Source organism: Massilia sp. 01N417 (assembly GCF_056399645.1).
In genome coordinates this window covers 63,431-90,189 of sequence record NZ_JBFTRS010000023.1, presented here as the reverse complement: position 1 = coordinate 90,189, position 26,759 = coordinate 63,431, and the positions used below count along the sequence as shown (strand labels likewise).

Sequence of the window (26,759 nt, the reverse complement as noted above, 5' to 3'; positions counted from 1 at the left end):
TCCCTCAAGTCTCCGTCGACGGATTGCCGAGGGCGACGCCAAGCCGTGCATCGACCATGATCGCCTTCATCTCGCGCACCGCGTGCTCCCAGCCGACGAAGACGGCGTGGGCGACGATCGCGTGGCCGATGTTCAGCTCGTGGATTTCGGGGATGGCGGCGATCGGCTGCACGTTCGTGTAGTGCAGGCCGTGGCCGGCGTTCACGCGCAGGCCGTGGATCACGCCGGCGCGCACGCCCAGCTTAATGCGGGCCAGTTCGCGCGCCACTTCTTCCTCGTCCTCGGCTTCGGCATAGCGGCCGGTGTGCAGCTCGATCACCGGCGCGCCGACCGCCGCCGCGGCGGCGATCTGCTGTTCGTCGGCGTCGATGAACAGCGAGACGCGGATGCCCTCGCCGGCCAGCTGCTTCACGGCGCTTTCCACTTCCTTGTAGTAGCGGATCACATCCAGGCCGCCCTCGGTGGTGACTTCCTCGCGCCGCTCCGGCACCAGGCAGACGTCCTGGGGACGCACCTGGCAGGCGAAGTCGATCATCTCCTGGGTGACGGCCGCCTCGAGGTTCATGCGGGTCAGCAGCTGCGGGCGGATCGCCAGCACGTCGGCATCCTTGATGTGGCGGCGGTCCTCGCGCAGGTGCAGCGTGATCAGGTCGGCGCCGGCCTGTTCGGCCAGCAGGGCCGCGCGCAGCGGATCCGGATAGACGGTGCCACGCGCGTTGCGGACGGTGGCGACGTGGTCGATGTTCACGCCCAGGTCGATGACCTGGCCTTTCGGTTGCAGGAAGCTCATGTTTTTCTTAAAGCTGCATCAAGTCGATTAATATCTGGCGCGTGTTGAGAGGTGCGCCACCCAGGTGGTAGGCCAGCAGGAAGCGCATCAGCTGCTTGCTTTGCGCCTGCGTCTGCGGATCGCCGTAGTGTTCGTTTTCCATGTCGATCAGGGTCTTGCCGGTCACGACGGGCCAGGTATCCCCCATCCGCGCCACCCGCGGGCCGCGCTCGGGATCGACCACATAGAGCTCCCCCGCTTCGACCCGTGCGCGGGTGCCGGTGTCGCGGGTCAGGTCGGCGGCGACCCCGGTCTCCTTAAGTAAGGCCCTTTCGAACTTTCGCAAGACGATTTGCGCAGGTTCATTGTGCGCCAATTCGTTGAGCGTCGCCACGTAATGGTCGAACAGCTTCGGATGCGGGTCGTCGCGCGCCAGCAGTTTTACCAGCAGCTCGTTCAGGTAGAAGCCGCACAGCAGCGCGGTCTTTTCGATCGGCAGCATGCCGCCGACCCAGTCGGCGTCGATCAGGGTGCGCAGCTCGGACTTGCCGGAAAAGGAGATCGACAGCGGCTGGAAGGTCTGCAGCACGCCGCGCAGCTTGGACAGCGGCCGCTTGGCGCCCTTCGCGACCACGCCGATGCGCCCATGGTCGCGCGTGAACATGTCGACGATGAGGCTGGTTTCCTTGTAGGGATAGCTGTGCAGCACGAAGCCGGGCTGGCCCAGCACGCGGGTATCGCGGGCCGGGGCGCGGCGGCGCTCGGGCTTCGGCGCCGGGACCGGCGCGGGCGCAGATACGGGCGCAGGTGCGGGCGCCGGCACGGGATTCGGCAAGGGCGCGACGGGCGTCACGGCGTAGGGCGCCGCAGCTTCCTGCGCCTGCTCGGGGCTGTCCTTGCTCGGGTCGTCCTGGCCGGCCATGCGGTGGGAGGACGCTTTACTCGTAGCCGTAGGCGCGCAGGCCGGCTTCGTTGTCGGCCCAGCCGGATTTCACCTTGACCCAGATTTCCAGATAGACGGGGCCGCCGAACAGTTTTTCCATGTCCAGGCGCGACTGGGTCGAAATCTCTTTCAGGCGCGCTCCCTTGTTGCCGATGATCATGGCTTTATGGGTGTCGCGCTCGACCAGGATGGCGGCGAAGATACGGCGCAGATTGCCTTCCTGCTCGAATTGTTCGATCAGCACGGTGCTGGTGTAAGGCAGCTCGTCGCCCAGCAGGCGGAACACTTTTTCGCGGACGATCTCGGCGGCCAGGAATTTCTCGCTGCGGTCGGTGATGTCGTCCGGGCCGAACACCGGCGGATTTTCCGGCAGGTGGCGCTTGATCTCGTTTTCCAGCGCATCGACCTGGAAGCGCTGCTTGGCCGACACCGGCACCACGGCCGTGAAGTCGCGCAGGCCGGCCACCTTTGCCGCAAAGGGCATCAGCTCGGCCTTGTCCTTCATGCGGTCGGACTTGTTGATCACCAGGATCACCGGGACGTTCTTCGGCAGCAGGTCGACCACCTGCTGGTCGGCCGGACCGAAGGTGCCGGCTTCGACCAGGAACAGGATCACGTCGGAGGCGGTAAGCGTGTTCGAGACCGTCTTGTTGAGGGTCTTGTTCAGCGCGTTCGCGTGGCGGGTCTGGAAGCCCGGGGTGTCGACGTAGATGAACTGGGCATCGTCGCGGGTCTGCACGCCGGTGATGCGGTGGCGCGTGGTCTGGGCCTTGCGCGAGGTGATCGAGACTTTCGCGCCGATCAGCACGTTCATCAGGGTCGACTTGCCCACGTTGGGGCGGCCGACGATGGCGATGTAGCCGCAACGGAAGTCCGCTGGAATCTCTGCGTGCGCGCGGTCGTCCGGATTGTTGTCGCCTGGGGTGGTCTCGATGTTCATGCTGCTGTTTTCCTGGTTGATGCGTTCAATGCCGGGGCTGGTCCTGGGCGGCTGCCTGCTCGGCGCTCTGGTCCGTGGCGATGCCGGCCAGCTTCAGTTGGGCCGAACGCGGGCGGCTCTTGCGGGCGCCGCCGGGGTTCTTCTGTAGCGCCTGTTCGGCGACCTCGAGCGCCAGGCGGGCCGCCGCCTGCTCGCCGGCACGGCGGCTGCCGCCGCGGCCGAACACCTGGATGCCGAGCTTGGGGACCAGGCATTCGATCTCGAATTCCTGGCTGTGGGCGGCGCCATGGGTCGCCACCACGTTATAAGTCGGCAGCGAAATTTTTTTGCTCTGCAGGAATTCCTGCAGCAGGGTCTTGGCATCCTTGCCGAGGGTACGCGGGTCGACCGAGTCCAGCAGCGGGATGTAGAAGGCGCGGATCACGTCGCGCGCGCTGTCGAAGCCGCTGTCCAGGAAGATCGCGCCCAGCAGGGCTTCCAGGGTGTCGGCCAGGATCGAGGGGCGGCGGAAACCGCCGGACTTCAGTTCGCCCTCGCCCAGGCGCAGGAATTGCGACAGTTCGATCTTCTGGGCGATCTCGTACAGCGATTGCTGCTTGACCAGGTTGGCGCGCAGGCGCGACAAGTCGCCTTCGGGCAGGTCCTTGAAACGTTCGTACAGGACCGAGGCGACCACGCAGTTGAGGATGGAATCTCCGAGAAACTCGAGGCGTTCGTTATGCAGGCTGCTGTGGCTACGGTGGGTCAGCGCCTGCTGGAGCAGGCTGGGGTCCCGGAAGCTGTAACCGAGGCGAGTTTGCAATAACTGAAGATTCATTGTCGTTTCATTGTGCTAGGTCCGGGCAATCCATCCGGTGGCGGACCGGACCGATGCCCGCGCCCTGCCCGGCTTGTTACTTGGCGGCTTCCGCCTTGGCTGCCACCTGTCCGCTCGGATCGGTGGTGCCGGCAAAGTCGATCAGCAGACTGACGTTGCCGGCCAGAGGAATCCGTTTCTCGTAGGCGAAGCTGACTTCAGCCTGGCCGTTGTCGCGGGTGATCACCAGGTCACGGCTGGAGATCGCCGTGATGTTGTTGATTTCCGCATTCCGTTCGAATGCCTGCTGCATTTCGCGGTTGCCGTTGCCGGCGGCCTTGGCCTGCACGATGGCGTTCTTGATCGAACGGTACTCGGCCCAGGCCGGAAATACCTTCATCGCCACCAGCGCCACGGCGCCCAGCACCACCAAGACCACGATCAGGCCGGACAGCGATACGCCGGCCTCCCTACCCATTCCCGCTTGTCGCATCTGCGCTCCCGCTTGTCAGTGGATACCGCCGATGCGCTTCGGGTTACTGAAGTTCATCCAAACAAACACAGCCTTGCCGACGATGTTCTTGTCCGGCACGAAGCCCCAGTAGCGGCTGTCTGCGCTGTTGTCGCGGTTATCGCCCATCATGAAATAATTGCCCTCTGGCACGATACACGTAAATTTATCGTAGGAATAGGTGCAATTTTCGTGATGCGGGAAGTCCGGATCGACCGCAGCCAGGTTGATCGTGCGCTGCCCTTCCATGTTCAGGATGCGGTGCGGCGCGTTCGACAGCTTTTCCAGGAACTGCTTGTGGTACACGGGGCGCTCGTCGTCCAGGTAGTCATCCATGGGTTCGTACTGGACGGGAACACCGTTCACGGTCAGGCGCTTGTTCTCGTAGGTGATTTTATCACCCGGCACGCCGATGACGCGCTTGATGTAGTCCTGGCTCATGTCTTTCGGGTATTTGAAGACCATGACGTCGCCGCGCTGCGGGTTGCCGACGTCGATGATCTTCTTGTTGACCACCGGCAGACGGATGCCGTAGTCGAACTTGTTCACCAGAATCAGGTCGCCCACCAGCAGGGTCGGCACCATCGACGAGGACGGGATCTTGAAGGGCTCGAACAGGAAGGAGCGCAGGAAGAAGACCAGGGCGATGACTGGGAAGAAACTGCCCGAGTACTCGACCCAGGTCGGCTGGCGCAGGATGGACGCTTCCAGCGCCGCGCGGTTGCCGCTGTCGACCTTGATGCCGTCGGCAGTCAGCTTGGCGCGGTGGGCGTCGTACTCGGCCAGGGCGGCGTCGGCTTTCGCCCGGCGCTGCTTGGACAGCACGAAGATGTCGAGGAACCAGATGACGCCCGTGACCACCATGGCCACGAACAGGATCAGTGCAAAATTTCCGAGGATCGGTTGCAGATTCATCGTTTGTTATTCTTTCGTGCTTATTTGTCTTCGACCTGGAGGATGGCCAGGAAGGCTTCCTGCGGGATCTCCACCGAGCCGACCTGCTTCATGCGCTTCTTGCCGGCCTTCTGCTTCTCGAGCAGCTTCTTCTTGCGGCTGATGTCGCCGCCGTAGCACTTGGCCAGCACGTTCTTGCGCAGCGCCTTGACGTTCTCGCGCGAGATGATGGTCGCGCCGATCGCGGCCTGGATCGCGACGTCGAACATCTGGCGCGGGATCAGTTCGCGCATCTTGGCAGCCACCTGGCGGCCGCGGTAAGGCGCGTTGGCACGGTGCACGATGATGGCCAGCGCGTCGACCTTTTCGCTGTTGATCAGCATGTCGACCTTGACCACGTCGGCGGCGCGGTATTCCTTGAACTCGTAGTCCATCGAGGCGTAGCCGCGCGAGGTCGACTTCAGGCGGTCGAAGAAGTCCAGCACGATCTCGGCCATGGGGATTTCATAGTGCAGCTTGACCTGGCGGCCGTGGTAGGCCATGTCCATCTGGACGCCGCGCTTGCCGTTACACAGGGTCATCACCGAACCGACGTATTCCTGCGGCATGTAGAGGTTGACGTCGACGATCGGCTCGCGCACTTCGTTGATCTTCGACGGCTCCGGCATCTTCGACGGGTTGTCGACGCGGATCACCGAACCGTCGCGCATCTCGACCTCGTAGACCACGGTCGGCGCCGTCGTGATCAGGTCCATGTCGAATTCGCGCTCCAGGCGCTCCTGCACGATTTCCATGTGCAGCAGGCCCAGGAAGCCGCAGCGGAAGCCGAAGCCCAGCGCCTGCGACACTTCCGGTTCGTACATCAGGGCGGCGTCGTTCAGCTTCAGCTTTTCCAGCGAGTCGCGCAGCGCGTCGTACTGGTTGGCTTCGACCGGGAACAGGCCGGCGAACACCTGCGGCTGGACTTCCTTGAAGCCCGGCAGCGGCGCCGGGGCCGGCTTGGCGGCGTGCGTCACGGTGTCGCCCACCTTGGCGGCGGTCAGTTCCTTGATGCCGGCGATGATGAAGCCCACCTGGCCGGCCGACAGTTCCGGCAGCGAGACCGAGCGCGGCGTGAACACGCCGATGTTCTCGACCAGGTTCACCGATTCGGTCGCCATCAGCAGGATCTTTTCCTTCGGACGCAGGGTGCCGTTGACCACCCGCACCAGCATCACGACGCCGACGTACGGGTCGTACCAGGAGTCGACGATCAGGGCCTGCAGCGGCGCATCCGGATCGCCTTCCGGCGGCGGCACTTTCGCAATCAGGGTTTCCAGCACGTCTTCCACGCCCAGGCCGGTCTTGGCCGAGCAGGTGGTGGCGTCGGACGCGTCGATGCCGATCACGTCCTCGATTTCCTTCTTGGCATTGTCCGGATCGGCGTGCGGCAGGTCGATCTTGTTCAGGATCGGCACGACTTCCACGCCCAGGTCGAGCGCGGTATAGCAGTTGGCCACGGTCTGGGCTTCCACGCCCTGCGAAGCGTCGACCACCAGCAGCGCGCCTTCGCAGGCGGACAGCGAGCGCGAGACTTCATACGAGAAGTCGACGTGGCCCGGGGTGTCGATCAGGTTCAGGTTATAGGTCTGGCCGTCGCGCGCCTTGTACTGCAGCGCCGCGGTCTGGGCCTTGATGGTGATGCCGCGCTCGCGCTCCAGGTCCATCGAGTCGAGAACCTGCGCGTCCATCTCACGTTCCGACAGGCCGCCGCACAGCTGGATGATGCGGTCCGCCAGCGTCGATTTGCCGTGATCGATGTGGGCGATGATGGAAAAGTTACGTATGTTTTTCATTAACAAACTCAAGACCAAAAAGAGCGGCACGCAATCGTGCGCGGCAATACGAAAAAAGCGCTTCGTCGGGGTTTCTTTGCCGTCCCCGGGCGAGCGCTTTCATCAAGCGGAGAATCCAAGCCGTGCATTTTACCGGATTTCAGGTCAGAAAGCCCGGTTTCTGGGGGGATGACTGCCATGTCCAGGGCGACGCCGCCGCATATGGGGGCGTCAGGCGGCTTGCACCAGCCCCAGGTGGCGCCGCAGGGCGGCTTCGTCGAGAAAGTAATGGCAGATCTCGGGGCCGGCGGGATCGTCGCCGAACAGCACCGGCACCAGCTCGTCGAAGCGCTCGACCAGGGCCGGGTCGGCATCGACGTCGATCACGTCCACGCCGCAGGCCAGCCCCTCGCGCGCCATGAAGGCGCGCAGGGCGTCCAGCAGGTCCTCGCACAGGTGGCAGTAACTGCGCGAGTAGAGGGTGAAGCGGAAGGTTTCCGTCATGTTGCCTACTGCCGCGGCTTGATCACGACGTAGCTGGTGGCGTTGTCGCGCCGCACCAGCAGGGCCACGGGCTTCTTCGCATCCAGCTTGGCCACCAGGCCGTTGAACTGGGCCGCGGTGCTGACCTCGGCATTATTGATCTGCAGGATCAGGTCGCCCGGCTGGATGCCGGCGCTGGCGGCGCGGCCGTCGGCGAAGTCGACCAGCACCCCCAATTCGATCTTGAGCTCGCGCTTCTGGGCCGCGCTGAGGTCGGACACCTGCAGCCCCAGCGCATTGGTCGACTGGTCCGGCGCCTTCTTCTTGGGCTGGGCCTTGGCGTTGGCCGCCTGCTCGTCCTGCAGCTCGACGATGGTGACCGGCAGCTCGATCTGGCTGCCGCGGCGCCAGACGGTGACGGTGGCGCGGCTGCCGACCGCGCTGCCGCCGACCTGGCGCGGCAGGTCCGAGCTCTTCTCGATGTCCTTGCCGTTGAATTTCAGGATGATGTCGCCGACCTTGATGCCGCCCTTCTCGGCCGGACCGCCCGGCTCGACCATGGCGACCTCGGCGCCACGCGCGCGGCCCAGGCCCAGCGATTCGGCGACGTCGCGCGTGACCTCGCTGATCTGCACGCCCAGGCGGCCACGCGTGACCTTGCCGGTTTTCTTGATCTGGTCGGCAACCCGCATCACCTCGTCGATCGGCACCGCGAAGGAGATGCCGTTATAGGCGCCGGACAGCGTCGCGATCTGCGAGTTGATGCCGATGACCTCGCCGCGCATATTGATCAGCGGACCGCCCGAGTTGCCGGGATTGACGGCGACGTCGCTCTGGATCAGCGGCAGGTACTCGCCGGTATCGCGGGCCTTGGCCGAGATGATGCCGGCGGTGACGGTGTTCTCCAGGTTGAAGGGCGAGCCGATCGCGATCACCCATTCGCCGACGCGGATCCGGTTCGAGTCGCCGATCCGCAGCGACGGCAGGTTGCGCGCGTCGACCTTCAGCAGGGCGACGTCGCTGCGCTTGTCGGCGCCCAGCACCTTGGCCTTGAATTCGCGGCGGTCGGTCAGGGTGACCGTGACTTCGTCCGCGCCCTCGACCACGTGGGCATTCGTCATCACATAGCCGTCGTCGGAAACGATGAAGCCGGAGCCGACGCCGCGCTGCACCTCCTCTTCCTGGGGCTGCTGCGGACTGCTGCGCCCGCCCCGTCCGCGCGGCGGAATCTGGCCGCCGAAGAAGCGGCGCAGGAATTCCTGCATCTCCTCGTCCGGTCCGCCCTGGCCGAGGCGCACGCGCTCGGTGGTGCGGATATTGACCACCGCCGGGCCGACCTTGTCGACCAGGTCGCTGAAATCGGGCAGGCCGGTGACGGGAGGGGTGACCACAGGCGCGGCAGCAGCAGCGGCGGCGGCCTGGACGGCCGGAGAGAACATCAGACTCGCGCCGGCAAACATGAGGGCCGACAGGATCGTGCTTCCAGTTTTGCTTGTCATGGGATGGATGGGTGTTCAGGCTTGAATTGATGTAATGGTAAGCCAAAATACCAATGCTGTCGCCACGGTACGGGCTCATGGGTCGGGGCGCCGCCCGGGCCGGAACAGGCCCGGGAGAGCGGGCCGGCGGCCGGGTTCAGCGCGGGGTCGCGACCGCGCTGCCACCGGCGGGCTCGGCGGCGCCGGCCGTGCGCCTGGCCGGCAACGACTCGGCCGCCAGCCGCGCGGCGAGCTTCTCCTCGAAGCCTGCCGACAGCTCCGGCGTGGCTTCGGCGCGCAGCAGGTCGCCGATACGGTGGAAGGTATCCCAGGCTTGCCGGCCCTCCGGCCCGCCCAGCGCGGCCATGGCCAGCTCCAGGTCGGCATCCGGGGTTTCGCCGTCCATCAGGGCGGAGATGTATTCGCGGTTTTTTTTGTTCGTGTCCATCTTGGTTCCATCACGTACTACCTACCGACGTTTGTCAGCCGGAATATCGAGCAAGGGCCTCAATTTTTCGGCAATCACTTCGCGCGCCCGGAATATCCGGCTTCGCACCGTACCGATTGGACACGCCATCACTTCGGAGATTTCCTCGTAGCTCAAGCCTTCGATTTCGCGCAGGACGATCGCGGTCCGCAATTCGAGCGGCAGCGCCTCCATTGCGGCATTCACCGTGAACGCGATCTGCTTGCTGGCCAGGACGGACTCTGGTGTATTAATGTCTCGCAAGCTGTCTGCGTCGTCAAATCCTTCCGCACGTTCGGCGTCGGCTTCCGTCGAGGTCGGCGCCCTTCTGCCTTGCGTGACGAGAAAGTTTTTTGCCGTATTAATTCCAATCCGGTACAGCCAGGTATAAAACGCGGAATCGCCGCGGAAATGGCGCAGCGCGCGAAAGGCCTTGATAAAGGTTTCCTGCACCACGTCTTCCGCTTCGGCCGGATCGTGCACGAGGCGCGACACCAGGCGCATCAGCCGGCGCTGGTATTTGGACACCAGCAGGTCGAACGCCCGGCGATCGCCAGCCTGGACGCGCTCTACCAGCAGTTGATCACACTCGCGTTCGGTTGTCACTGAACGTCCTTGTTGCTTAAGAGTTGGCCCGCTGCAATAAGTTCATTGGCACCGTCCGATCGCCAGCACCGCCACCGACAGCGCCCGCCAGGCGTCCGGCCCGACACTGTCGCGCCACACCGGCAGCACGTGCACGCGGGAACCTTCATCCCTGAAGCGCAGCAGCATCAACAACGGCCAGACGACGGAGCCCGGCAACAGGGCCACGCCCGACTGGCTTGCGGCCGGCTTGCGCAGCCCTTGTTGTACCGTCAGGGCCACCTCGCCGGTTCCAGAAATATCAATCCGGTGCGTCTTCGCCCTGCCCGACCCGGCATGCATCAGCACGGCGCCGGAAGCCGCCAGCAGGAGGGCTTGCAGCGTGCCGGCGTGGAAGCGCGCGGGCGCGGACAGGCCCACCGCGAGGGCCGCGGCGAACAGGGACAGGCCGGCGCCGAGCAGCAGGCATCGATGGACGCGCGACGGCCTGACGATGGCGGATACCGCTATCGACATGGGCGATCGGATCAGAGTGGGTGGGAACGCTTACATGACAAAAAGCCCATCTCCTTAGACAGGAGATGGGCTTTTTTGGTTCAGCCTAGATGGAGCCGGTCAGACCTTGGCGAAGACCAGGGTGCCGTTGGTACCGCCGAAACCGAAGGAGTTCTTCACCGCGTAATCGATCTTCATTTCGCGCGCCGTGTTGGCGCAGAAGTCCAAGTCGCATTCCGGATCCTGGTTGAAGATGTTGATCGTCGGCGGCGATACCTGGTTGTGGATCGCCAGCACGGTGAACACGGACTCGAGGCCGCCGGCGCCGCCCAACAGGTGGCCGGTCATCGACTTGGTCGAGTTGACCACCAGCTTGCCTGCGTGGTCGCCGAAGGTGCGCTTGATGCCCTTCACTTCGGCGACGTCGCCCACCGGGGTCGAGGTGCCGTGTGCGTTCACGTAGTGCACCTGGTCCGGGTTGATGCCGGCGTAGTTCATTGCCGACACCATGCAGCGCGACGCGCCACTGCCGTCCTCGAGCGGAGCGGTGATGTGGTTGGCATCCGCGCTCATGCCGAAGCCGACGACTTCCGCGTAGATCTTCGCGCCGCGGGCCTTGGCGTGTTCGTACTCTTCGAGCACCATCACGCCGGCACCCTCGCCCAGCACGAAGCCGTCGCGGTCGCGGTCCCAGGGACGCGATGCGGTAGCCGGATCGTCATTGCGCGACGACAGCGCACGGGCCGAGGCGAAGCCGCCCAGGCCCAGCGGCGAGACGGTCGACTCGGCACCGCCGGCAATCATCACGTCGGCATCGCCGTACTCGATCAGGCGCGCTGCCGCGCCGATGCAGTGCAGGCCGGTGGTGCAGGCGGTGACGATCGCCAGGTTCGGGCCGCGCAGGCCGAACTTGATCGACAGGTCGCCCGAGATCATGTTGATGATCGAGGCCGGCACGAAGAACGGCGAGATGCGGCGCGGGCCGCGGCTGTCGTACTCTTCCTTGGTCGCTTCGATCAGCGGCAGACCGCCGATGCCCGAACCCACCATCACGCCGATGCGGTCGGCGTTCTGCTCGGTGACTTCGATACCCGAATCCTGCAACGCCTGGATACCCGCGGCCATGCCGAAATGGATAAAGGTATCCATATGGCGGCCTTCCTTGCCGGGCAGGTAGTCCTCGACGTTGAAGTTCTTCACTTCGCCCGCGAAGCGGGTCGAAAAAGGCGTTGCGTCGAACCGGGTGATGTTGCCGATACCCGATTTTCCAGCCAGGGCGCTTTCCCACGCTTCGGCAATGGTGTTACCGATCGGGGAAATGCAACCCAGGCCAGTTACGACGACACGACGGTTGCGTGAACTCAAGCGTATCTCCTGAATTACTGAAAGCTTAGGCCTTGACGTGCGCTTGTGCGTACTCGATGGCTTGACGAACGGTGGTGATCTTCTCGGCCTGCTCGTCCGGGATTTCCATTTCGAATTCGTCTTCCAGTGCCATCACCAGTTCCACGGTGTCCAGCGAGTCAGCGCCGAGGTCGTCAACGAACGAGGAATCGATTTTGATGTCTGCTTCGGCAACGCCCAGTTGCTCAGCGACGATTTTTTTAACGCGTTGTTCGATATCCGACATGTTATGGCTCCATTAGGTATGTGTTTCGGAAAGTGCGCGCATTTTATCAGGGTTTGCGCGTTGAAAAACTATTTTCAGCGTTTGACGCTAATTCGGCTGAAACTACTGCTAAAAGATGAGATCTGGCTTAATTCATGTACATGCCGCCGTTCACGTGCAGAGTCGTGCCCGTGATGTAGGCGGCTTGCGGCCCCGCCAGGAAGGCCACCGCGTGGGCGATGTCTTCCGGGCTGCCCAGGCGGCCCAGCGGAATCTGGCCCAGCAGGGCTTCGTGCTGGGATTCGCCCAGGGCCTTGGTCATGTCGGTATCGATGAAGCCCGGCGCCACGCTGTTGACGGTGATGTTGCGGCTGCCGATCTCGCGCGCCAGCGCGCGGCCCATGCCTTCCACGCCGGCCTTGGCGGCCGCGTAGTTCATCTGGCCCGGGTTGCCGCTCGACGCGACCACCGAGGTGATGTTGATGATGCGGCCCTGCTTCGCCTTCATCATGCCGCGCAGCACGGCGCGCGACAGGCGGCCGACGGCGCTGAGGTTCGTGGCGATCACGCTGTCCCACTCCTCGTCCTTCATGCGCATCGCCAGGTTGTCCTGGGTGATGCCGGCATTGTTGACCAGGATGCCGATGCTGCCGACGTTCTTGCTGACGTCGTCGATCAGGGCTGCGCACTGGGCGGCGTCGGTGACGTTCAGCACCATGCCCTTGCCGCCGAATTCGGACAGGTAGGCGGTGATGGCTTCGGCGCCGGCTTCGGTGGTGGCGGTGCCGACCACGTTCGCACCCTGGCGCGCCAGTTCGAGGGCGATGGCCTTGCCGATGCCGCGCGATGCGCCGGTAACGAGGGCGACTTGGTTTTGCAGGTTCATGCTAATCCTTGGCTTTGATTGCTCTTCTAGTCAGACGGGGTCAGAGCCCACCCGAGAGATTCGGGCTCCGACCCCGTGGTATCTTATGCTTGGAGCGACGCCAGCACACGCTCCAGCGACGCCTGGTCGACCAGGGCTTCGCCGACCAGCACCGGGTCGATGCGCTTGGCCATGCCGATCAGGGTCTTGCTCGGTGCGCACTCGATCACCTGGGTCACGCCGTCCGCCGCCATCTTCTGCATGGTCTCGACCCAGCGCACCGCGCCGGCAGCCTGGCGCACCAGGGCGTCCTTGATCGCGGCGGGATCGTGCAGGATAGCGACGTCGACGTTATTGATCAAGTCGATCTGGGGCGCATGGAAAGTCAGGTTCGCCATGTAGTCGCGCAGGCGGTCCGAGGCCGGCTTCAGCAACGAGGAGTGGAAAGGCGCCGACACCGCCAGCTTCATGGCGCGCTTGGCGCCCTTGGCCTTGGCGATCTCGCAGGCGCGCTCGACCGCGGCGGTATGGCCGGCGATCACGATCTGGGTCGGCTCGTTGAAGTTCACGGCCTCGACGACCTCACCTTGCGCGGCCTCAAGGCAGACTTCGCGCACGGCGTCGGCCTGCAGGCCGAGGATGACGGCCATGCCGCCCTGCCCCACCGGCACCGCGTCCTGCATCGACTGCGCGCGGAAGCGCACCAGCGGCACCGCGTCCTTGAAGTCGATCACGCCCGCGGCCACCAGGGCCGAGTACTCGCCCAGGCTGTGGCCGGCGGCGACGGACGGCTTCGGGCCGCCGGCCGCGATCCAGGCGCGGTACACGGCCACGGCCGCGGTCAGCATCACCGGCTGGGTGTTGGTGGTCAGGTCCAGTTCTTCCTTCGGGCCTTCGGCGATCAGCTTGCCGAGATCCTGGCCGAGGGCTTCCGACGCCTCGGCGACGGTCTGTTCGACGACCGGGTTGCCGGCGAAGCCGTTCAGCATGCCGACGGCCTGGGCGCCCTGGCCCGTGAACAGGAATGCGAATTTGCTCATTAGGGAGTCCTCCACTTTGTTTTTATTGTGCTTACATGCGGGCCAGGACAGCGCCCCAGGTAAAGCCGCCGCCCACGCCTTCCATCAGGATGTTGTGGCCGGGCTTGATGCGGCCGTCGCGCACCGCCTGGTCGAGCGCCAGCGGAATCGATGCGGCCGAGGTATTGCCGTGTTCGTTGACTGTCACGACCATCTTGTCAAGCGGCAGGCCGAGCTTCTTGGCGGTGCCGTTCATGATGCGGATGTTGGCCTGGTGCGGGATCAGCCAGTCGATGTCCGCGGCCGGCATCTTCGCATGCTCGAGGGCTTCGTTGGCGACCTTTTCCAGCACCGTCACGGCCAGCTTGAACACCGCCTGGCCATCCATGTACAGGTATTTCTGCCCGGAGATCGCGGCACTGGCCGGATTGGTCGGGCCGCACAGGATATCGCCGTGGCTGCCGTCGGCGTGCAGCTTGACCGCCAGCACGCCCGGCTCCTCGGAAGCCGTCATCACCACCGCGCCGGCGCCGTCGCCGAACAGCACGCAGGTGCCGCGGTCGTTGAAGTCGAGGATGCGCGAGAACACTTCGGTGCCGATCACCAGCACGTTCTTCGCATTGCCGGCCTTGATGAAGGCGTCGGCGGTCGACAGCGCGTAGACGAAGCCGCTGCAGACGGCGGCCACGTCGAAGGCGGCGCCATTGTTGCGGATGCCCAGCTTGTCCTGCACGATGCAGGCCGTGCTCGGGAAGTTGCCGTAGAAATCGGGAGTCGACGTGGCGACGATGATCAGGTCGATCTGCTCGGGCGTCAAGCCGGCCGCCTCGAGGGCCTTGTGGGCCGCCTTCACGCCCAGGTCGGACGCGCTTTCGTCGGCGGCCGCATAGTGGCGCGCCGAGATGCCGCTGCGCGACACGATCCACTCGTCCGAGGTCTCGATGCCCTTGGCGCCCAGTTGGGCGGCCAGGTCGTGGTTGGTGACGCGCTGGGCCGGCAGATAGCTGCCGGTACCGATGATTTTGCTATACACAGTCATTATTAGCCCTGCTGAATGGTGGAGCCTGGCGCTTGCGGGTCRGGAGTGCTGGGCATCAGCTCGGCGATCATCGCCGACAACTGTTCCTGCACATTGTTTTGAGCCGCATTATAGGCCCGTTTAATTGCCCACTCGAAAGCAAATGCATTCGCACCGCCGTGGCTCTTGAACACCAGACCCTTCAGGCCCAGCAGGCCGGCGCCGTTATAGCTCTCCGGATTCAGCTTCTTCAGCGACTTCCGGGCCAGCAGCGCGCCCAGCTTGGACATCGTGGTTTCCATCAAGGTGGCCTTGAAGAAGCGCGACAGGCCTTCGACCGCCTTCAGGGTCACGTTGCCGACGAAGCCGTCGCAGACGATCACGTCGACCGTGCCCTTGAAGATGTCGTTGCCTTCGACGTTGCCGTAGAAATTCAGGATGCCGCGCTCATGGTCGGCGCGCAGCAGGGCGGCGGTCGCCTTGACCGCTTCGGTGCCCTTGATTTCCTCGGTGCCCACGTTGAGCAGGCCGATGCTGGGGCGGCGCCCTTCCATGGCCTGGAACAGCACGGCGCCCATGATGGCGAACTGGTGCAGGTGATGGGGCTCGCAGTCGACGTTGGCGCCCAGGTCCAGCATATAGGTCGGGCTGCCCTTCTGGTTCGGCATGATCGAGCAGATCGCCGGGCGATCGACATCGGCCATGGTCTTGAGGACGTAGCGCGAGATCGCCATCAGGGCACCGGTATTGCCGGCCGAGACACAGACGTCGGCCTTGCCATCCTTGACCAGTTCGATCGCCACGCGCATCGAAGAATCCTTCTTGCGGCGCAGTGCGACCTCGATCGGATCGTCCATCGCCACCACTTCGGTGGCGTGCTTGATGCTCAGGCGCGGACTGGCGTCGGCGTGGTGTTTCTTGAGTTCGGCGCGCACCTGGTCTTCCAGGCCGACCAGGATCAGTTCGGCTTCGGGTTGGTGCTTGAGGAAGGCGAGCGCTGCCGGAATGGTAACTGAGGGGCCGTGATCGCCGCCCATGCAGTCAATGGAGATTGTAATTGTCATTTTTCGGGAAGAACCGCGCTGCCTCAGGGACGGGCGGCGGCGTGTCCTGGCGCGGCGGAATGCCGGACGGACTCAGCGGGATCGAAAACGACGGCATACACGGCGGACGTGCAACCGGTATCAATATCGCAAAAGAGAAAGCGGCGCCACGCACTCTTCATACGTTGCACCGCTTTCATGGAACAAAACAGCAAGACGCCGATTACTCGTCGTTCTTGGTCTTGATCACTTTGCGACCACGGTAGAAACCGTTCGGGCTGATGTGGTGACGCAGGTGGGTTTCACCGGTGGTCGGCTCGACGGCCAGATTCGGTGCAACCAGGAAATCGTGCGAACGGTGCATGCCGCGCTTCGACGGGGACTTCTTATTCTGCTGAACTGCCATGATGACTCCTAAACATAAGTTCTAAAATTCTAACACAATCGACTCGCAATGCCATGCTTATCGAGTATCCCAGCGGCAATAACCTACATTGCCGACATGTTTTAACGCTGCCTACATCTTGCTACCGCTGCCATACTCGACTGCTGCACGCGTTTGACACGTCTTTTGAGCGTCCGACCGCCCTGCCCGGGCAGCCGCGACGCAAAACCTTCACCTGCTCTTATTCTGGTTTGAGGCTCTTCAGTGCCGCGAACGGCGATACCTTTTCGGACTTGAGGGAGTCCATCAGCTTGGTATCGGGGCACACCTCATGCTTCGGTGCCTGCGGCAGGGCCAGCAGGGCTTCATCTTCCAGCAACTGCATGATATCGCAGGCATGGCTGCCGACGATCACATCGATGCTTTCATCGTCGAGGATTTCCTCGATCTCGTCCGCATCCTGGTCGTTCTTGCCCAGCACCAGCATGGTCGACGAATCGAGATCGTAGCCGAACGGCGCCAGGCAGCGCTGGCAGACCAGTTGCACGGTGCCGGAGACGGACAGCGTCATCGAAGGATAACCCTGCTTGGTCTGGCCGCCCTGGATCGCCCAGGTGATCTGGCCGGACGGGTCGGCGCACTCGGCTGCCAGGCGGGACATCTCTGCCACCGGCGTGACACCTTCCTTGTAGCCGTTGTTCCGACAAAATTCAAAGGCGTCGATGACAAAAGCGCTCATTTGGAAAAGCTTCCCCGGAAAACCTGCGATAATAACAGGCTTCCTCCAGCTCAGTCAAAGAATCCGTGCATTTTGTGAGGTCCCTGTCGGCATGACCGCACAACTCATCGGATTTGCTTGCCGGGGAGGCCTATCTATTTGTTTTACTTATGAATATTGGACCGGCCGACATGATACCAAGTTCTGCTCATTGCCGTGATCCTGTGCGCCTGATCCTGGCGTCCAGCTCCGCCTACCGGCGCGAACTGCTGTCCCGGCTGGGCCTGCCCTTCGAGGCGATCGCGCCGGACATCGACGAGACGGCGCTGCCGGGCGAGGCGCCCGAGCACACTGCCCTGCGCCTGGCGCGCTCGAAGGCCGCCGCCATCGCCGACAAGCATCCAGGGACGCTGGTGATCGGCTCGGACCAGGTCGCCACGCTGGACGGCGAACAGATCGGCAAGCCGGGCGACCATGCGCGCGCCCTGGCCCAGCTGCAGAAGATGCGCGGACGCCGCGTGACTTTCCACACGGCCCTGTGCCTGTGGGACGGCCGGCTGCCTCCGGAACAGGCCGCCCAAGTCGAGAACGTACAAGTCTTCGTCACTTTCCGCGACCTGCCCGACCACGAACTCGACGCCTACCTGCGCATCGAGCAGCCGTATGACTGCGCCGGCAGCGCCAAGAACGAAGGACTCGGCATCGCCCTGCTGGAACGCATCGACAGCAGCGACCCGACCGCCCTCACCGGCCTGCCGCTGATCGCCTTGACGGGCATGCTGCGCCGTGCGGGCGTCCGCTTTTTCGAATAATAATCAACAAGTAACACCATGCCAGGCACTCTCTACCTGATCCCGAATACGCTCGGCCCCACCGAAGCCCATCCCCGCGCCCTGTCCCACGTCCTGCCCGAACAGGTGCAGGACATCACGTCGAAGCTCGAATATTTCGTGGCGGAGAACGCGAAGACGGCGCGCGCCTTCCTGAAACTGGTGGCGGTCGACCACCCGCTGGCGCGCCCCCTGCAGGAAATCAAGATCTCGGAACTCAACGTGAACACGCCGCCGGCGGCCCTGGCCGCCCTGCTGGCGCCGCTGCTGGAAGGCCATGATGCCGGCCTGGTATCGGAAGCCGGGGTCCCGGCGGTGGCCGATCCGGGCGCGGACCTGGTCCGCCTGGCGCACCAGCACGGCATCACGGTGCGGCCGCTGGTCGGCCCGTCCTCGCTGCTGCTGGCCGTGATGGCGAGCGGCCTGAACGGTCAGAGCTTCGCCTTCAACGGCTACCTGCCTGTTGAACCCGCCCAGCGCACCAAGCGCATCCAGCAACTGGAGCAGCGTTCGCGCGCCGAAAAGCAGACCCAGCTGCTGATCGAAACGCCCTACCGCAACGCCGCCATGCTGGACGCCCTGGCCGGCGCCTGCCAGCCGGGCACGCTGATCTGCGTGGCGACCGACCTGTCGCTGCCCAGCGAATCGGTGCACACCCTGACGGCGGCAAAGTGGAAGGCCGCGCTGGCGGCGAACAAGGGGCCGGACTTCCACAAGAAGCCGACCGTGTTCCTGCTGTTGGGACAGTAAGGATCAGTGCTGGCGTGAATCGGCGCCGAGGCCGCGCACCCAGTCGAAGGCGGCCAGCTCGATCTCGCGGATCTGCTTGACCGACAGGCCCAGCCTGTCGATGGCGCGCTTCAGGGCGCGGCCGCATTGCTTGCCTTCCAGCTCCTCCGCCACGCTCAGCATGGCGCCATAGTCGCCGGCGCGCTCGAGCAGCGCCGCCTTGACGTCCTGCGAGACGTCGACCCGCTTCAGGATGCGGTCCATCGGCAGCGACAGCAGCGCATCCATCAGGGACATGATGCCGACCGTGAAGGCGGTCTCGGCGCCGGCGACGTCGTCCGGGCGCAGGGTCTGGCTCATCAGTTCGAGCAGGCGGCCGCGCGTGGTCGCCATCTGCAGCAGCGGCGAATTCAATTCGACCCGGCCATCCGGCGCGCTGTACAGCAGGATCTGCAGCCAGCGCTGCAGCTGGCTGCGGCCGAGCTGGTGCAGGGCCTGGGACACCGATTCGATGTGGCGGTCGGGACCGGCCGCGCGGCTGTTCACCAGGCGCAGCAGATTCAGGCTCAGCAGCGCATCGCGCTTGACGGCCGCCTCGATGGCGGCGCTGTCGGCATTCGAGCCGATCAGCTCGAGCAGGCGCAGCACCACCAGTTCGGACGGCGAAATCTTTTTGCCGGACAGGATGGCCGGACGCGCGAAATAATAGCCCTGGAAGTATTCGAAACCGAGTTCGAGGCAGAGGCGGAATTCCTCCACGGTCTCGACCTTCTCGGCAAGTAATTTCTGCGGCGCATCGCGCAAGCTGTTTGCCAGGCAAGTCAGCTCTTCGCGGCTGATGCCTTTCAGGTCGACCTTGATCACGTCCACGAGATCAATCAACTTGCTAACCTGCTCGGAATGGCCTATAACATCGTCGAGGGCGAACTTGAAGCCGAGCTCCTTCAATTCCCGCACCCGCGCCAGCACCTCGGCGTTGGGCTCGACGGTTTCGAGAATCTCGAGGATCACGCGGTCCGGCGGCAGGAAGCGGACGAAGTCGCTCTTCAGCACCACCTCGTCGACGTTGACGAAGGCGAGCTGCTCTCCCACCACCTGTTCCATGCCCAGCTGGGAAGCGTGGGCGATGACGGTGGCGGTCGCGGCGGCATAATCGGTCAGTTGCGCGTCCTCGTGCTCCGGGGCGGCGCGAAACAGCAACTCGAACGCCACCAGCCTCTGGTCGCGCCCGAGTATGGGCTGTCGTGCCAGAAAGAATTCATCGGACGGCAGGGACGTGACTGCCGTTGCATCCGCGTGCATTGTAAAAACTCCTGAAATCAATTTCGGCACGCAAATGCGAGCCGGAGCCGGGGCAGAGCCCTGGCACCGCTTCGACTATACTACAGAGTCGGAGTCTTTACATTTCGACATCGTATCAAATCGTTACGGCGCGGAGCTCGGCCGCGAGCGCTTAGCTGCCGCTGCCTGGCTTACGTTTATTGCTGCGAGCGGCCGATTTGTTCTGGTCAGCATAGCGAAATGCGGGTACGCGCTTCTTTGCCGGCGCCTCGGCGGGCTGGGCCGGGCGACCGGCGGCAGTCTCCTTGGCGGGCGCGCCGCCTTCGCGCTTGCGCGGACCGTCGCCGAAAGGCTGGCCCGGCAGGCGCAGGCTGCCGGCGCCGGACAGCGGGCTGGCGCGGCGGGCATTGCCGACCGGCTTGCGCGGACCGGCTTCGACGCCGCGCGCCAGGGCCGTGCCCGTGACCTGGGTGCCCTTCTCGATGCGGAAGGTGGCGCCGCCATCCTGGCCCAGCACCTGCACCAGGTAGGGCATGGTCTCGCGCAAGGTCGCTTCCAGCGTGTACGGCGGATTGAGGATGAACATGCCGCTGCTGTGCATGCCGGTGCCGTCCGGACCCGGCGTCGCCACGGTCAGGGTCACGTGCAGCCACTCCTTGGCCGGCAGGCGCTTCAGGCGATCGGCGAACTGGCGCGATTCCATGCGCTGCAGCACCGGATACCAGACCGCGTAGATGCCCGACGGGAAACGGCCGAGGGCCTCTTCCAGCGCATCGCGCACATGCTTGTAGTCGAGCTTGACTTCATAGGGCGGGTCGATCAGCACCAGCGCGCGGCGCGAAGGCGGCGGCAGCAGCGCTTTCAGGCCCTGGAAGCCGTCGGCATGGTCGATCAGGATGCGGCGGCCGCGCGTACGCTCGCCCTGCTCCGCCTTGTGCGCTTCCAGCTTGCGGAAATTTTCCACCAGCAGGCGGGTGTCGGCCGGATGCAGTTCGAACAGGCGCAGGCGGTCCTCGGGACGCGCGACCTGTTCGGCCACATAGGGCGAACCCGGGTAGTAGCGCAACTTGCCGCTCGGGTTCATGCCGCGCACCAGATTGACGTAATCCGCCAGCGCCGGCGGCAGGTCGTCGCGGTCCCACAGGCGCGCGATGCCGTCCAGGTATTCCCCGCTCTTCACCGCCTGGGCACTGTCGAGCGCGTACACGCCGGCACCGGAATGGGTGTCGATATAGGTATAGGCCACGTCTTTCTGATTCATGTACTGGTGCAGCTGCACCTGTACGAAGTGTTTCAGGACATCGGCGTGGTTACCCGCGTGGAAGGCGTGGCGGTAGCTGAACATGGTAATTCCAAGGATGAGGCAAGAAAGCCGCCATTATCGCCTAGATGCGCTTCGCTCCCCAAAATTAAAAAAGCCGCAGCGCCTTGTGGGCGCTGCGGCTGCCACCGCGAACAACGGAGGAAACTCATTAAAAGCGTGACGTGCGCTTACGCGACCTTTTTCTCATCGAAGAATTGCTCATCCTCGGTCGAGCCATGCAGGGCCGTCGTCGAGCTCTGGTGCTGCTGGATGGTCTGGGTCACGGCGTCGAAGTAGCCGGTGCCGACTTCGCGCTGGTGCTTGACCGCGGTGAAGCCCTTCTCGGCGGCCGCGAACTCCGCTTCCTGCAGTTCGACGAAAGCCGACATGCCGCGACGCGCATAGCCGTGCGCCAGGTTGAACATGCCGTAGTTCAGCGAGTGGAAGCCGGCCAGGGTGATGAACTGGAACTTGTAGCCCATCGCGCCCAGCTCCTTCTGGAACTTGGCGATGGTGGCATCGTCCAGGTTCTTCTTCCAGTTGAAGGAGGGCGAGCAGTTATAGGCCAGCATCTTGCCCGGGAATTTTTCGTGGATGGCCTCGGCGAAGCGCTTGGCGAAGGCCAGGTCCGGCTTGCCGGTTTCGCACCAGACCAGGTCGGCGTAAGGCGCATAGGCCAGGCCGCGCGAGATCGCCTGCTCGACGCCCGGCTTGACGCGGAAGAAGCCCTCGACGGTGCGCTCGCCGGTGCAGAAAGGCTGGTCGTTGGCGTCGACGTCGGAGGTCAGCAGGTCGGCCGCCTCGGCATCGGTGCGGGCCACCAGGATGGTCGGGGTACCCATGACGTCGGCCGCCAGGCGGGCCGCGTTCAGCTTCTCGACGGCTTCGCGGCTCGGCACCAGCACCTTGCCGCCCATGTGGCCGCACTTCTTGACGGAAGCCAGCTGGTCTTCGAAGTGGACGCCGGCCGCACCCGCCTCGATCATCGACTTCATCAATTCGAAGGCATTCAGTACGCCGCCGAAACCGGCCTCGGCATCGGCCACGATCGGTGCGAAGTAATCGATGTCGTCCTTGCCTTCCGACCACTGGATCTGGTCGGCACGCTGGAAGGTGTTGTTGATGCGCTTGACGACCATCGGCACCGAGTTGGCCGGATACAGCGACTGGTCCGGATACATCTCGCCGGCCAGGTTGGCGTCGCCCGCCACCTGCCAGCCGGACAGGTAGATCGCTTTCAGGCCGGCCTTCACCTGCTGCATGGCCTGGTTCCCGGTCAGCGCGCCCAGGGCGTTGACGTAAGGCTCGTTATTGATCAGGTCCCACAGCTTCTCGGCGCCGCGGCGCGCCAGCGTGTGATCGATCTGCACCGAGCCGCGCAGGCGGACGACGTCCTCGGCCGTGTAGTTGCGGACCACATTCTTCCAGCGCGGATTGGTTTCCCATTCCTGCTTGAGGGCGGCGATTTGCTGTTCACGAGTTGCCATGCTGTTCTCCTGATGATCAATGATGAAAGCTGAGTTGGAAGGAAGCTTCGTTACCGATATCTTAGGCCTGGTTGTGCGCGGCACCAATACTCTTATATAAGACACAGGATTATTTTTAATCCTTTATTTATCAATCACATACCGCATTCATTTCATGATACGAAAACAAATTTCTCAGAATGGAAGCGGGTGAGCCTGTATTTTTTGTGCAATTTTCATATCCGCGAACAGAATTTCGCATCATGAAAAATTGCTGTGCCAACCAGGGCGTCACCTTCAATTCTTCCTGGTCGGGCAATGTCCTGACCCTGCAGATCGACGCTGCCAAACCCACCGGCGACTGGTCCAAGGCAAATGGACTGGCAGCATTGGAAATCGACGGCATCGGCAACTACAACAGCGTGAGCGTGACGTCGGCGCCGGGCGGCACCGGTTCCTGGCTGACCTCCAGTTCGGAGTTGACCGGCCAGGGCTGCGATGGCGGCAGCAACGGACAGGCCGGTAGCCGCCTCTGCTTCTACGGCCAGCAGATCGGCCTGGCCGACAAGATGCTGTTCAGCTTCAATTTCAGCGGTCAGGACGTCAAGGCGGTCGATCCTCAGCTCAAGGTGGAATTCGTCGACAACACGGGCAAGAAGGCCGGCAGCCTGCTATCGAAGATCTTGCCGGCCTCGCCGAACACGAGCACGGGTAACGGCCTCGGCCTGATGGGCCTGGTGGCGCGCCGCAGGCGCCGCTGAACGCCGCATCCCTCCCCGCCGACGGCCGCCTTGTGCGGCCGCTTTTATTTTCCCGTCAATATCTTTGTTACAAAGGCAGAGTTAGCTGATTAACAGAGACCATCGACCACTCCCTCTACGCTGGGTTCGCGGACTCATCCGTACCGCCGGCACCTTCGCAGGACGCGAAGTGCCGGCACCCGAGATACAAAGCAAAGGAGAACGAAGGTGAATACGACGATCCGAAAGACGCTGCTTTCCTCACTGCTGGCGCTGGGCACCATCGCCTCGGCCCAGGCCGGGACGCTGGAATACCAGGGCGTCACCTTCACGTCGTCCTGGACGGACAAGGTGCTGACCCTCGAAATCGACGCTGCCCACCGTACCGGAGACTGGGCCAGCGCCACCAGCATCGGCGCCCTGCAGCTGAAGGACATCGGCCGCTTCGACAACGTGACCCTGACCTCGGCCCCGGGCTCTGCTTCCAACTGGACGCTGTCGAGCAACGAGCTGAACGCGAACGGCTGCGGCGGCGGCGCCCACATCGGCGCCAGCCTGTGCTTCTCGGGCGACCGCGTCGCGCTGTCGGACGACATGGTGTTCAAGTTCACCTTCAACGGCGGCGCCACCGACTTTTCCTCGCCTCACGTGAAGGTCAACTTCTATGGCGACAATGGCGGCCGCAAGGTCGGCAGCCTGCTGTCGGAGAATATTCCGCTGGCGCCGGTGCCGGAGCCGCAGACTTACGCGATGATGCTGGGTGGTCTGGCGGTGATGGGAGCGGTGGCGCGGCGGCGTAAAGTGGTGAAGTGATGCGCAGTCGGCTTGCCGGCAAACTAAAACGCCCTGCCCGGTTTCCCGGACAGGGCGTTGTTACTTCGAACTGGACAGATTACTTGGCCAGCTCCACCGTCGGCTGCTCGCCGAAGGTCAGCTCGCTGCCGTTGACGCCCACGTGGATCGTGTCCTTCGGCCCGAAGCGGCCGGACAGGATCGCCTTCGACAGCGGATTCTCGATCTGCTGCTGGATCGCGCGCTTGAGCGGACGGGCGCCGTACACCGGGTCGAAGCCGGCTTCCGCGATCTTCTGCAGGGCGGCCTCGCTGATATCCAGGCGCATCTCCATCTTCTCGAGGCGCTGCTCGAGGCCGGCCAGCTGGATCCTGGCGATCGCACCGATGTTCTTCTCGTCGAGGGCGTGGAAGACCACGATCTCGTCGATCCGGTTGATGAACTCGGGGCGGAAATGTCCGCGCACCTCGGCCATCACGGCCAGCTTGACCACCGCCGGCTCGTCGGTATCCATCGACTGGATCTTGTTCGAACCCAGGTTCGAGGTCATCACGATGACGGTGTTCTTGAAGTCCACCGTGCGGCCCTGGCCATCGGTCATGCGGCCGTCGTCGAGCGCCTGCAGCAGGACGTTGAACACGTCCGGGTGGGCCTTCTCGATCTCGTCGAGCAGGATCACGCTGTAGGGCTTGCGGCGCACGGCCTCGGTCAGGTAGCCGCCCTCTTCATAGCCGACATAGCCGGGCGGCGCGCCGATCAGGCGGGCCACCGAATGCTTCTCCATGAACTCGCTCATGTCGATGCGGATCAGGGAGTCCTCGGTATCGAAGAGGAAGGCGGCCAGTGCCTTGCACAGCTCGGTCTTGCCGACACCGGTCGGACCCAGGAACATGAAGGAACCGTAGGGACGGTTCGGGTCGGCCAGGCCGGCGCGCGAACGGCGGATCGCATCGGACACGGCTTCGATCGCCTCGTCCTGCCCCACCACGCGCTCGTGCAGCTTCTCTTCGATGTGCAGCAGCTTGTCGCGCTCGCCCTGCATCATGCGCGCCACCGGGATGCCGGTCGCGCGCGAGACCACTTCCGCGATCTCCTCGGCGCCGACTTGCGTGCGCAGCAGGCGCGGCTTGTCGCCGTCCGCCTCGGCCTTTTCGCCGGCGGCTTCCGCATCCTTCAGCTGGCGCTCCAGCTCCGGCAGGCGGCCGTATTGCAGCTCGGACACCTTCTGCCAGTTGCTCTGGCGCTTGGCCTCCTCCATCTGCAGGCGGATCTGCTCGATCTCTTCCTTGATGTGGGTCGTGCCCTGCACCGCGGCTTTTTCGGCCTTGAGGATTTCCTCGTAATCGTTGTACTCGCGCTCCAGGCGGACGATTTCCTCGTTGATCAGCTCCAGGCGGCGCTGCGAGGCTTCGTCGGTTTCCTTCTTGACGGCTTCGCGCTCGATCTTCAGCTGGATCAGGCGGCGGTCCAGCTTGTCCATCACTTCCGGCTTGCTGTCGATCTCGATCTTGATCTTCGACGCCGCCTCGTCGATCAGGTCGATCGCCTTGTCGGGCAGGAAGCGGTCGGTGATGTAGCGGTGCGACAGCTCGGCCGCGGCGATGATCGCCGGGTCGGTGATCTCGACCTTGTGGTGCAGCTCGTATTTCTCCTGCAGGCCGCGCAGGATGGCGATGGTCGCCTCCACGCTCGGCTCCTCGACCATGATCTTCTGGAAGCGGCGCTCCAGCGCGGCATCCTTCTCGACGTACTTGCGGTACTCGTCCAGGGTGGTCGCGCCGATGCAGTGCAGCTCGCCGCGCGCCAGCGCCGGCTTCAGCATATTGCCCGCATCCATCGCGCCCTCGGCCTTGCCGGCGCCGACCATGGTGTGGATCTCGTCGATGAAGACGATGGTCATGCCCTCGTCATGCGCGAGTTCCTTCAGCACGGATTTCAGGCGTTCCTCGAACTCGCCGCGGAACTTGGCGCCCGCCAGCAGGGCCGCCATGTCGAGCGACAGCACGCGCTTGCCCTTCAGCGAATCCGGCACTTCGCCGTTCACGATGCGCTGGGCCAGGCCTTCGACGATGGCGGTCTTGCCGACGCCAGGCTCGCCGATCAGCACCGGATTGTTCTTGGTGCGGCGCTGCAGCACCTGGATCGCGCGGCGGATCTCGTCGTCGCGGCCGATCACCGGGTCGAGCTTGCCCAGGCGGGCGCGCTCGGTCAGGTCGAGGGTGTATTTCTTCAGCGCTTCACGCTGGCCTTCGGCATCCTGGGAGTTCACCGAAGCGTCGCTGCCACGCACGGCCTGGATCGCCGAATCGAGGGCCTTCTTCGCCAGGCCGTGCTCGCGCGCCAGGCGGCCGGCGTCGGACTTGTCTTCGGTCAGCGCCAGCAGCACCATTTCGCTCGACAGGAACTGGTCGCCGCGCTTCTGCGATTCGCGGTCGGCGAGGTTCAGCAGCTGCACCAGCTCGCGCCCGACCTGGACGTCGCCGCCCGTGCCGGACACTTTCGGCAGGCGCTCCAGCAGGCCGCGCAGGGCGTTCGCCAGCGCGCCGACGTTCACGCCGGCGCGCTGCAGCAGCGAGCGCGCACCGCCGTCGTCCTGGTTCAACAGGGCGCTCAGCAGGTGCGCCGGTTCGATGTACTGATTGTCGTTGCCGACCGCCAGGCTCTGGGCATCCGCCAGCGCTTCCTGGAGCTTGGTCGTCAATTTGTCTTGCCGCATATTCTTATCCCCTAGTGGTTGGGTTTGGTATTCACAATAGAACCAAGTTAGGGATGCGGCAACGGTTTTTC

28 protein-coding genes are annotated in these 26,759 nt (G+C 64.0%); 4 read left to right on the top strand and 24 right to left on the bottom strand.

The features are described from left to right. Nucleotides 1-4 precede the first annotated feature (4 nt). The 20 genes from pdxJ to AC1DOQ_RS21795 all read right to left on the bottom strand — a co-directional run bounded on the left by pdxJ (nucleotide 5) and on the right by AC1DOQ_RS21795 (nucleotide 16,852). Complete coding sequence (gene pdxJ / locus AC1DOQ_RS21890) at nucleotides 5-790, bottom strand: pyridoxine 5'-phosphate synthase (RefSeq protein WP_477369078.1); 786 nt, start codon at nucleotides 788-790, stop codon at nucleotides 5-7. A 7-nt stretch (nucleotides 791-797) separates the two neighbouring features. Next, nucleotides 798-1,691, bottom strand: coding sequence for a DNA repair protein RecO (gene recO / locus AC1DOQ_RS21885; RefSeq protein WP_477248996.1), 894 nt, complete (start codon nucleotides 1,689-1,691; stop codon nucleotides 798-800). Between the two features lie 16 nt (nucleotides 1,692-1,707). Further along, nucleotides 1,708-2,652, bottom strand: a complete 945-nt coding sequence (era, locus tag AC1DOQ_RS21880; protein WP_477369076.1) for a GTPase Era — start codon at nucleotides 2,650-2,652, stop codon at nucleotides 1,708-1,710. 25 nt (nucleotides 2,653-2,677) lie between these two features. Continuing rightward, nucleotides 2,678-3,469, bottom strand: a complete 792-nt coding sequence (gene rnc, locus AC1DOQ_RS21875; protein WP_477369074.1) for a ribonuclease III — start codon at nucleotides 3,467-3,469, stop codon at nucleotides 2,678-2,680. A gap of 76 nt (nucleotides 3,470-3,545) precedes the next feature. After that, nucleotides 3,546-3,926 (bottom strand): DUF4845 domain-containing protein, encoded by a 381-nt coding sequence (locus tag AC1DOQ_RS21870; protein WP_477369072.1) that lies wholly within the window; start codon nucleotides 3,924-3,926, stop codon nucleotides 3,546-3,548. 30 nt (nucleotides 3,927-3,956) lie between these two features. Next, on the bottom strand, nucleotides 3,957-4,874 hold the full coding sequence (gene lepB / locus AC1DOQ_RS21865; protein WP_477369071.1) for a signal peptidase I: 918 nt from the start codon (nucleotides 4,872-4,874) through the stop codon (nucleotides 3,957-3,959). A 20-nt stretch (nucleotides 4,875-4,894) separates the two neighbouring features. Then, nucleotides 4,895-6,688 (bottom strand): translation elongation factor 4, encoded by a 1,794-nt coding sequence (gene lepA, locus AC1DOQ_RS21860; protein WP_477369069.1) that lies wholly within the window; start codon nucleotides 6,686-6,688, stop codon nucleotides 4,895-4,897. A 210-nt stretch (nucleotides 6,689-6,898) separates the two neighbouring features. Beyond that, nucleotides 6,899-7,171: a glutaredoxin family protein gene (locus tag AC1DOQ_RS21855; protein WP_477369067.1), complete on the bottom strand. Its 273-nt coding sequence runs from the start codon at nucleotides 7,169-7,171 to the stop codon at nucleotides 6,899-6,901. Between the two features lie 5 nt (nucleotides 7,172-7,176). Further along, nucleotides 7,177-8,649 (bottom strand): DegQ family serine endoprotease, encoded by a 1,473-nt coding sequence (locus AC1DOQ_RS21850; RefSeq protein WP_477369065.1) that lies wholly within the window; start codon nucleotides 8,647-8,649, stop codon nucleotides 7,177-7,179. A 136-nt stretch (nucleotides 8,650-8,785) separates the two neighbouring features. After that, nucleotides 8,786-9,076, bottom strand: a complete 291-nt coding sequence (locus AC1DOQ_RS21845) for a sigma-E factor negative regulatory protein (protein ID WP_477369063.1) — start codon at nucleotides 9,074-9,076, stop codon at nucleotides 8,786-8,788. 21 nt (nucleotides 9,077-9,097) lie between these two features. Beyond that, nucleotides 9,098-9,700: an RNA polymerase sigma factor RpoE gene (rpoE, locus tag AC1DOQ_RS21840; RefSeq protein ID WP_047826430.1), complete on the bottom strand. Its 603-nt coding sequence runs from the start codon at nucleotides 9,698-9,700 to the stop codon at nucleotides 9,098-9,100. Nucleotides 9,701-9,742: 42 nt separating this feature from the next. Continuing rightward, on the bottom strand, nucleotides 9,743-10,195 hold the full coding sequence (locus tag AC1DOQ_RS21835; RefSeq protein WP_477369061.1) for a protein YgfX: 453 nt from the start codon (nucleotides 10,193-10,195) through the stop codon (nucleotides 9,743-9,745). Nucleotides 10,196-10,294: 99 nt separating this feature from the next. After that, nucleotides 10,295-11,539 (bottom strand): beta-ketoacyl-ACP synthase II, encoded by a 1,245-nt coding sequence (gene fabF, locus AC1DOQ_RS21830; RefSeq protein ID WP_442124676.1) that lies wholly within the window; start codon nucleotides 11,537-11,539, stop codon nucleotides 10,295-10,297. A 25-nt stretch (nucleotides 11,540-11,564) separates the two neighbouring features. Continuing rightward, entirely contained in the window at nucleotides 11,565-11,804 is a 240-nt protein-coding gene (acpP, locus tag AC1DOQ_RS21825) for an acyl carrier protein (protein ID WP_036168404.1), read from the bottom strand. A 127-nt stretch (nucleotides 11,805-11,931) separates the two neighbouring features. Then, nucleotides 11,932-12,669, bottom strand: a complete 738-nt coding sequence (gene fabG / locus AC1DOQ_RS21820; protein WP_477369059.1) for a 3-oxoacyl-ACP reductase FabG — start codon at nucleotides 12,667-12,669, stop codon at nucleotides 11,932-11,934. A gap of 83 nt (nucleotides 12,670-12,752) precedes the next feature. Beyond that, complete coding sequence (gene fabD / locus AC1DOQ_RS21815) at nucleotides 12,753-13,688, bottom strand: ACP S-malonyltransferase (protein WP_477369057.1); 936 nt, start codon at nucleotides 13,686-13,688, stop codon at nucleotides 12,753-12,755. A gap of 31 nt (nucleotides 13,689-13,719) precedes the next feature. Next, nucleotides 13,720-14,706 carry a beta-ketoacyl-ACP synthase III gene (locus AC1DOQ_RS21810; RefSeq protein ID WP_477369055.1) on the bottom strand — a complete coding sequence of 329 codons (987 nt, stop codon included), beginning with the start codon at nucleotides 14,704-14,706 and terminating at the stop codon, nucleotides 13,720-13,722. A 2-nt stretch (nucleotides 14,707-14,708) separates the two neighbouring features. Then, a complete protein-coding gene (gene plsX, locus AC1DOQ_RS21805) occupies nucleotides 14,709-15,749 on the bottom strand; it encodes a phosphate acyltransferase PlsX (protein ID WP_477369053.1) in 1,041 nt (346 codons plus the stop codon). Between the two features lie 202 nt (nucleotides 15,750-15,951). Beyond that, a complete protein-coding gene (gene rpmF, locus AC1DOQ_RS21800; RefSeq protein ID WP_036168414.1) occupies nucleotides 15,952-16,134 on the bottom strand; it encodes a 50S ribosomal protein L32 in 183 nt (60 codons plus the stop codon). Nucleotides 16,135-16,354: 220 nt separating this feature from the next. Further along, nucleotides 16,355-16,852 carry a YceD family protein gene (locus AC1DOQ_RS21795; RefSeq protein ID WP_477369051.1) on the bottom strand — a complete coding sequence of 166 codons (498 nt, stop codon included), beginning with the start codon at nucleotides 16,850-16,852 and terminating at the stop codon, nucleotides 16,355-16,357. Nucleotides 16,853-17,022: 170 nt separating this feature from the next. Here AC1DOQ_RS21795 and AC1DOQ_RS21790 point away from each other — a divergent pair, with 170 nt between their 5' ends. Together AC1DOQ_RS21790 and AC1DOQ_RS21785 are read left to right on the top strand one after the other, a co-directional pair. Beyond that, entirely contained in the window at nucleotides 17,023-17,643 is a 621-nt protein-coding gene (locus tag AC1DOQ_RS21790) for a Maf-like protein (RefSeq protein WP_477369049.1), read from the top strand. A gap of 18 nt (nucleotides 17,644-17,661) precedes the next feature. Then, nucleotides 17,662-18,411: an SAM-dependent methyltransferase gene (locus tag AC1DOQ_RS21785; RefSeq protein ID WP_477369047.1), complete on the top strand. Its 750-nt coding sequence runs from the start codon at nucleotides 17,662-17,664 to the stop codon at nucleotides 18,409-18,411. Nucleotides 18,412-18,414: 3 nt separating this feature from the next. On the opposite strand, the gene AC1DOQ_RS21780 is transcribed toward AC1DOQ_RS21785, so the two are convergent. From AC1DOQ_RS21780 to aceA, 3 genes are all read right to left on the bottom strand, one after another. Further along, entirely contained in the window at nucleotides 18,415-19,692 is a 1,278-nt protein-coding gene (locus AC1DOQ_RS21780) for an EAL and HDOD domain-containing protein (RefSeq protein ID WP_477369045.1), read from the bottom strand. Nucleotides 19,693-19,843: 151 nt separating this feature from the next. Then, the gene (locus AC1DOQ_RS21775; protein WP_477369042.1) at nucleotides 19,844-21,016 is read right to left on the bottom strand and encodes a 23S rRNA (adenine(2030)-N(6))-methyltransferase RlmJ; all 1,173 of its coding nucleotides are present in this window, start codon (nucleotides 21,014-21,016) and stop codon (nucleotides 19,844-19,846) included. A 146-nt stretch (nucleotides 21,017-21,162) separates the two neighbouring features. Further along, nucleotides 21,163-22,461 carry an isocitrate lyase gene (aceA, locus tag AC1DOQ_RS21770; RefSeq protein WP_477369040.1) on the bottom strand — a complete coding sequence of 433 codons (1,299 nt, stop codon included), beginning with the start codon at nucleotides 22,459-22,461 and terminating at the stop codon, nucleotides 21,163-21,165. A 242-nt stretch (nucleotides 22,462-22,703) separates the two neighbouring features. On the opposite strand from aceA, the gene AC1DOQ_RS21765 reads away from it, so the two are divergent. Together AC1DOQ_RS21765 and AC1DOQ_RS21760 are read left to right on the top strand one after the other, a co-directional pair. Beyond that, nucleotides 22,704-23,201, top strand: a complete 498-nt coding sequence (locus tag AC1DOQ_RS21765; RefSeq protein WP_477369038.1) for a hypothetical protein — start codon at nucleotides 22,704-22,706, stop codon at nucleotides 23,199-23,201. A gap of 207 nt (nucleotides 23,202-23,408) precedes the next feature. Further along, a complete protein-coding gene (locus AC1DOQ_RS21760) occupies nucleotides 23,409-23,993 on the top strand; it encodes a PEP-CTERM sorting domain-containing protein (protein WP_477369036.1) in 585 nt (194 codons plus the stop codon). A 79-nt stretch (nucleotides 23,994-24,072) separates the two neighbouring features. On the opposite strand, the gene clpB is transcribed toward AC1DOQ_RS21760, so the two are convergent. Continuing rightward, the gene (gene clpB / locus AC1DOQ_RS21755) at nucleotides 24,073-26,688 is read right to left on the bottom strand and encodes an ATP-dependent chaperone ClpB (RefSeq protein WP_477369034.1); all 2,616 of its coding nucleotides are present in this window, start codon (nucleotides 26,686-26,688) and stop codon (nucleotides 24,073-24,075) included. Nucleotides 26,689-26,759: the final 71 nt, after the last annotated feature.

Excerpts from the sequence above, each read along its gene's own strand:
- AC1DOQ_RS21855 (WP_477369067.1), bottom strand. The coding sequence starts at position 7,171 with ATGACGGAAACCTTCCGCTTCACCCTCTACTCGCGCAGTTACTGCCAC.
- aceA (WP_477369040.1), bottom strand. The coding sequence starts at position 22,461 with ATGGCAACTCGTGAACAGCAAATCGCCGCCCTCAAGCAGGAATGGGAA.
- lepA (WP_477369069.1), bottom strand. The coding sequence starts at position 6,688 with ATGAAAAACATACGTAACTTTTCCATCATCGCCCACATCGATCACGGC.
- rnc (WP_477369074.1), bottom strand. The coding sequence starts at position 3,469 with ATGAATCTTCAGTTATTGCAAACTCGCCTCGGTTACAGCTTCCGGGAC.
- pdxJ (WP_477369078.1), bottom strand. The coding sequence starts at position 790 with ATGAGCTTCCTGCAACCGAAAGGCCAGGTCATCGACCTGGGCGTGAAC.
- acpP (WP_036168404.1), bottom strand. The coding sequence starts at position 11,804 with ATGTCGGATATCGAACAACGCGTTAAAAAAATCGTCGCTGAGCAACTG.
- AC1DOQ_RS21835 (WP_477369061.1), bottom strand. The coding sequence starts at position 10,195 with ATGTCGATAGCGGTATCCGCCATCGTCAGGCCGTCGCGCGTCCATCGA.
- AC1DOQ_RS21795 (WP_477369051.1), bottom strand. The coding sequence starts at position 16,852 with ATGAGCGCTTTTGTCATCGACGCCTTTGAATTTTGTCGGAACAACGGC.
- AC1DOQ_RS21870 (WP_477369072.1), bottom strand. The coding sequence starts at position 3,926 with ATGGGTAGGGAGGCCGGCGTATCGCTGTCCGGCCTGATCGTGGTCTTG.
- clpB (WP_477369034.1), bottom strand. The coding sequence starts at position 26,688 with ATGCGGCAAGACAAATTGACGACCAAGCTCCAGGAAGCGCTGGCGGAT.
- lepB (WP_477369071.1), bottom strand. The coding sequence starts at position 4,874 with ATGAATCTGCAACCGATCCTCGGAAATTTTGCACTGATCCTGTTCGTG.
- AC1DOQ_RS21775 (WP_477369042.1), bottom strand. The coding sequence starts at position 21,016 with ATGTTCAGCTACCGCCACGCCTTCCACGCGGGTAACCACGCCGATGTC.
- AC1DOQ_RS21765 (WP_477369038.1), top strand. The coding sequence starts at position 22,704 with ATGAAAAATTGCTGTGCCAACCAGGGCGTCACCTTCAATTCTTCCTGG.
- recO (WP_477248996.1), bottom strand. The coding sequence starts at position 1,691 with ATGGCCGGCCAGGACGACCCGAGCAAGGACAGCCCCGAGCAGGCGCAG.
- rpmF (WP_036168414.1), bottom strand. The coding sequence starts at position 16,134 with ATGGCAGTTCAGCAGAATAAGAAGTCCCCGTCGAAGCGCGGCATGCAC.
- AC1DOQ_RS21780 (WP_477369045.1), bottom strand. The coding sequence starts at position 19,692 with ATGCACGCGGATGCAACGGCAGTCACGTCCCTGCCGTCCGATGAATTC.
- AC1DOQ_RS21810 (WP_477369055.1), bottom strand. The coding sequence starts at position 14,706 with ATGACTGTGTATAGCAAAATCATCGGTACCGGCAGCTATCTGCCGGCC.
- era (WP_477369076.1), bottom strand. The coding sequence starts at position 2,652 with ATGAACATCGAGACCACCCCAGGCGACAACAATCCGGACGACCGCGCG.
- AC1DOQ_RS21845 (WP_477369063.1), bottom strand. The coding sequence starts at position 9,076 with ATGGACACGAACAAAAAAAACCGCGAATACATCTCCGCCCTGATGGAC.
- fabD (WP_477369057.1), bottom strand. The coding sequence starts at position 13,688 with ATGAGCAAATTCGCATTCCTGTTCACGGGCCAGGGCGCCCAGGCCGTC.
- AC1DOQ_RS21790 (WP_477369049.1), top strand. The coding sequence starts at position 17,023 with ATGATACCAAGTTCTGCTCATTGCCGTGATCCTGTGCGCCTGATCCTG.
- AC1DOQ_RS21850 (WP_477369065.1), bottom strand. The coding sequence starts at position 8,649 with ATGACAAGCAAAACTGGAAGCACGATCCTGTCGGCCCTCATGTTTGCC.
- AC1DOQ_RS21785 (WP_477369047.1), top strand. The coding sequence starts at position 17,662 with ATGCCAGGCACTCTCTACCTGATCCCGAATACGCTCGGCCCCACCGAA.
- fabG (WP_477369059.1), bottom strand. The coding sequence starts at position 12,669 with ATGAACCTGCAAAACCAAGTCGCCCTCGTTACCGGCGCATCGCGCGGC.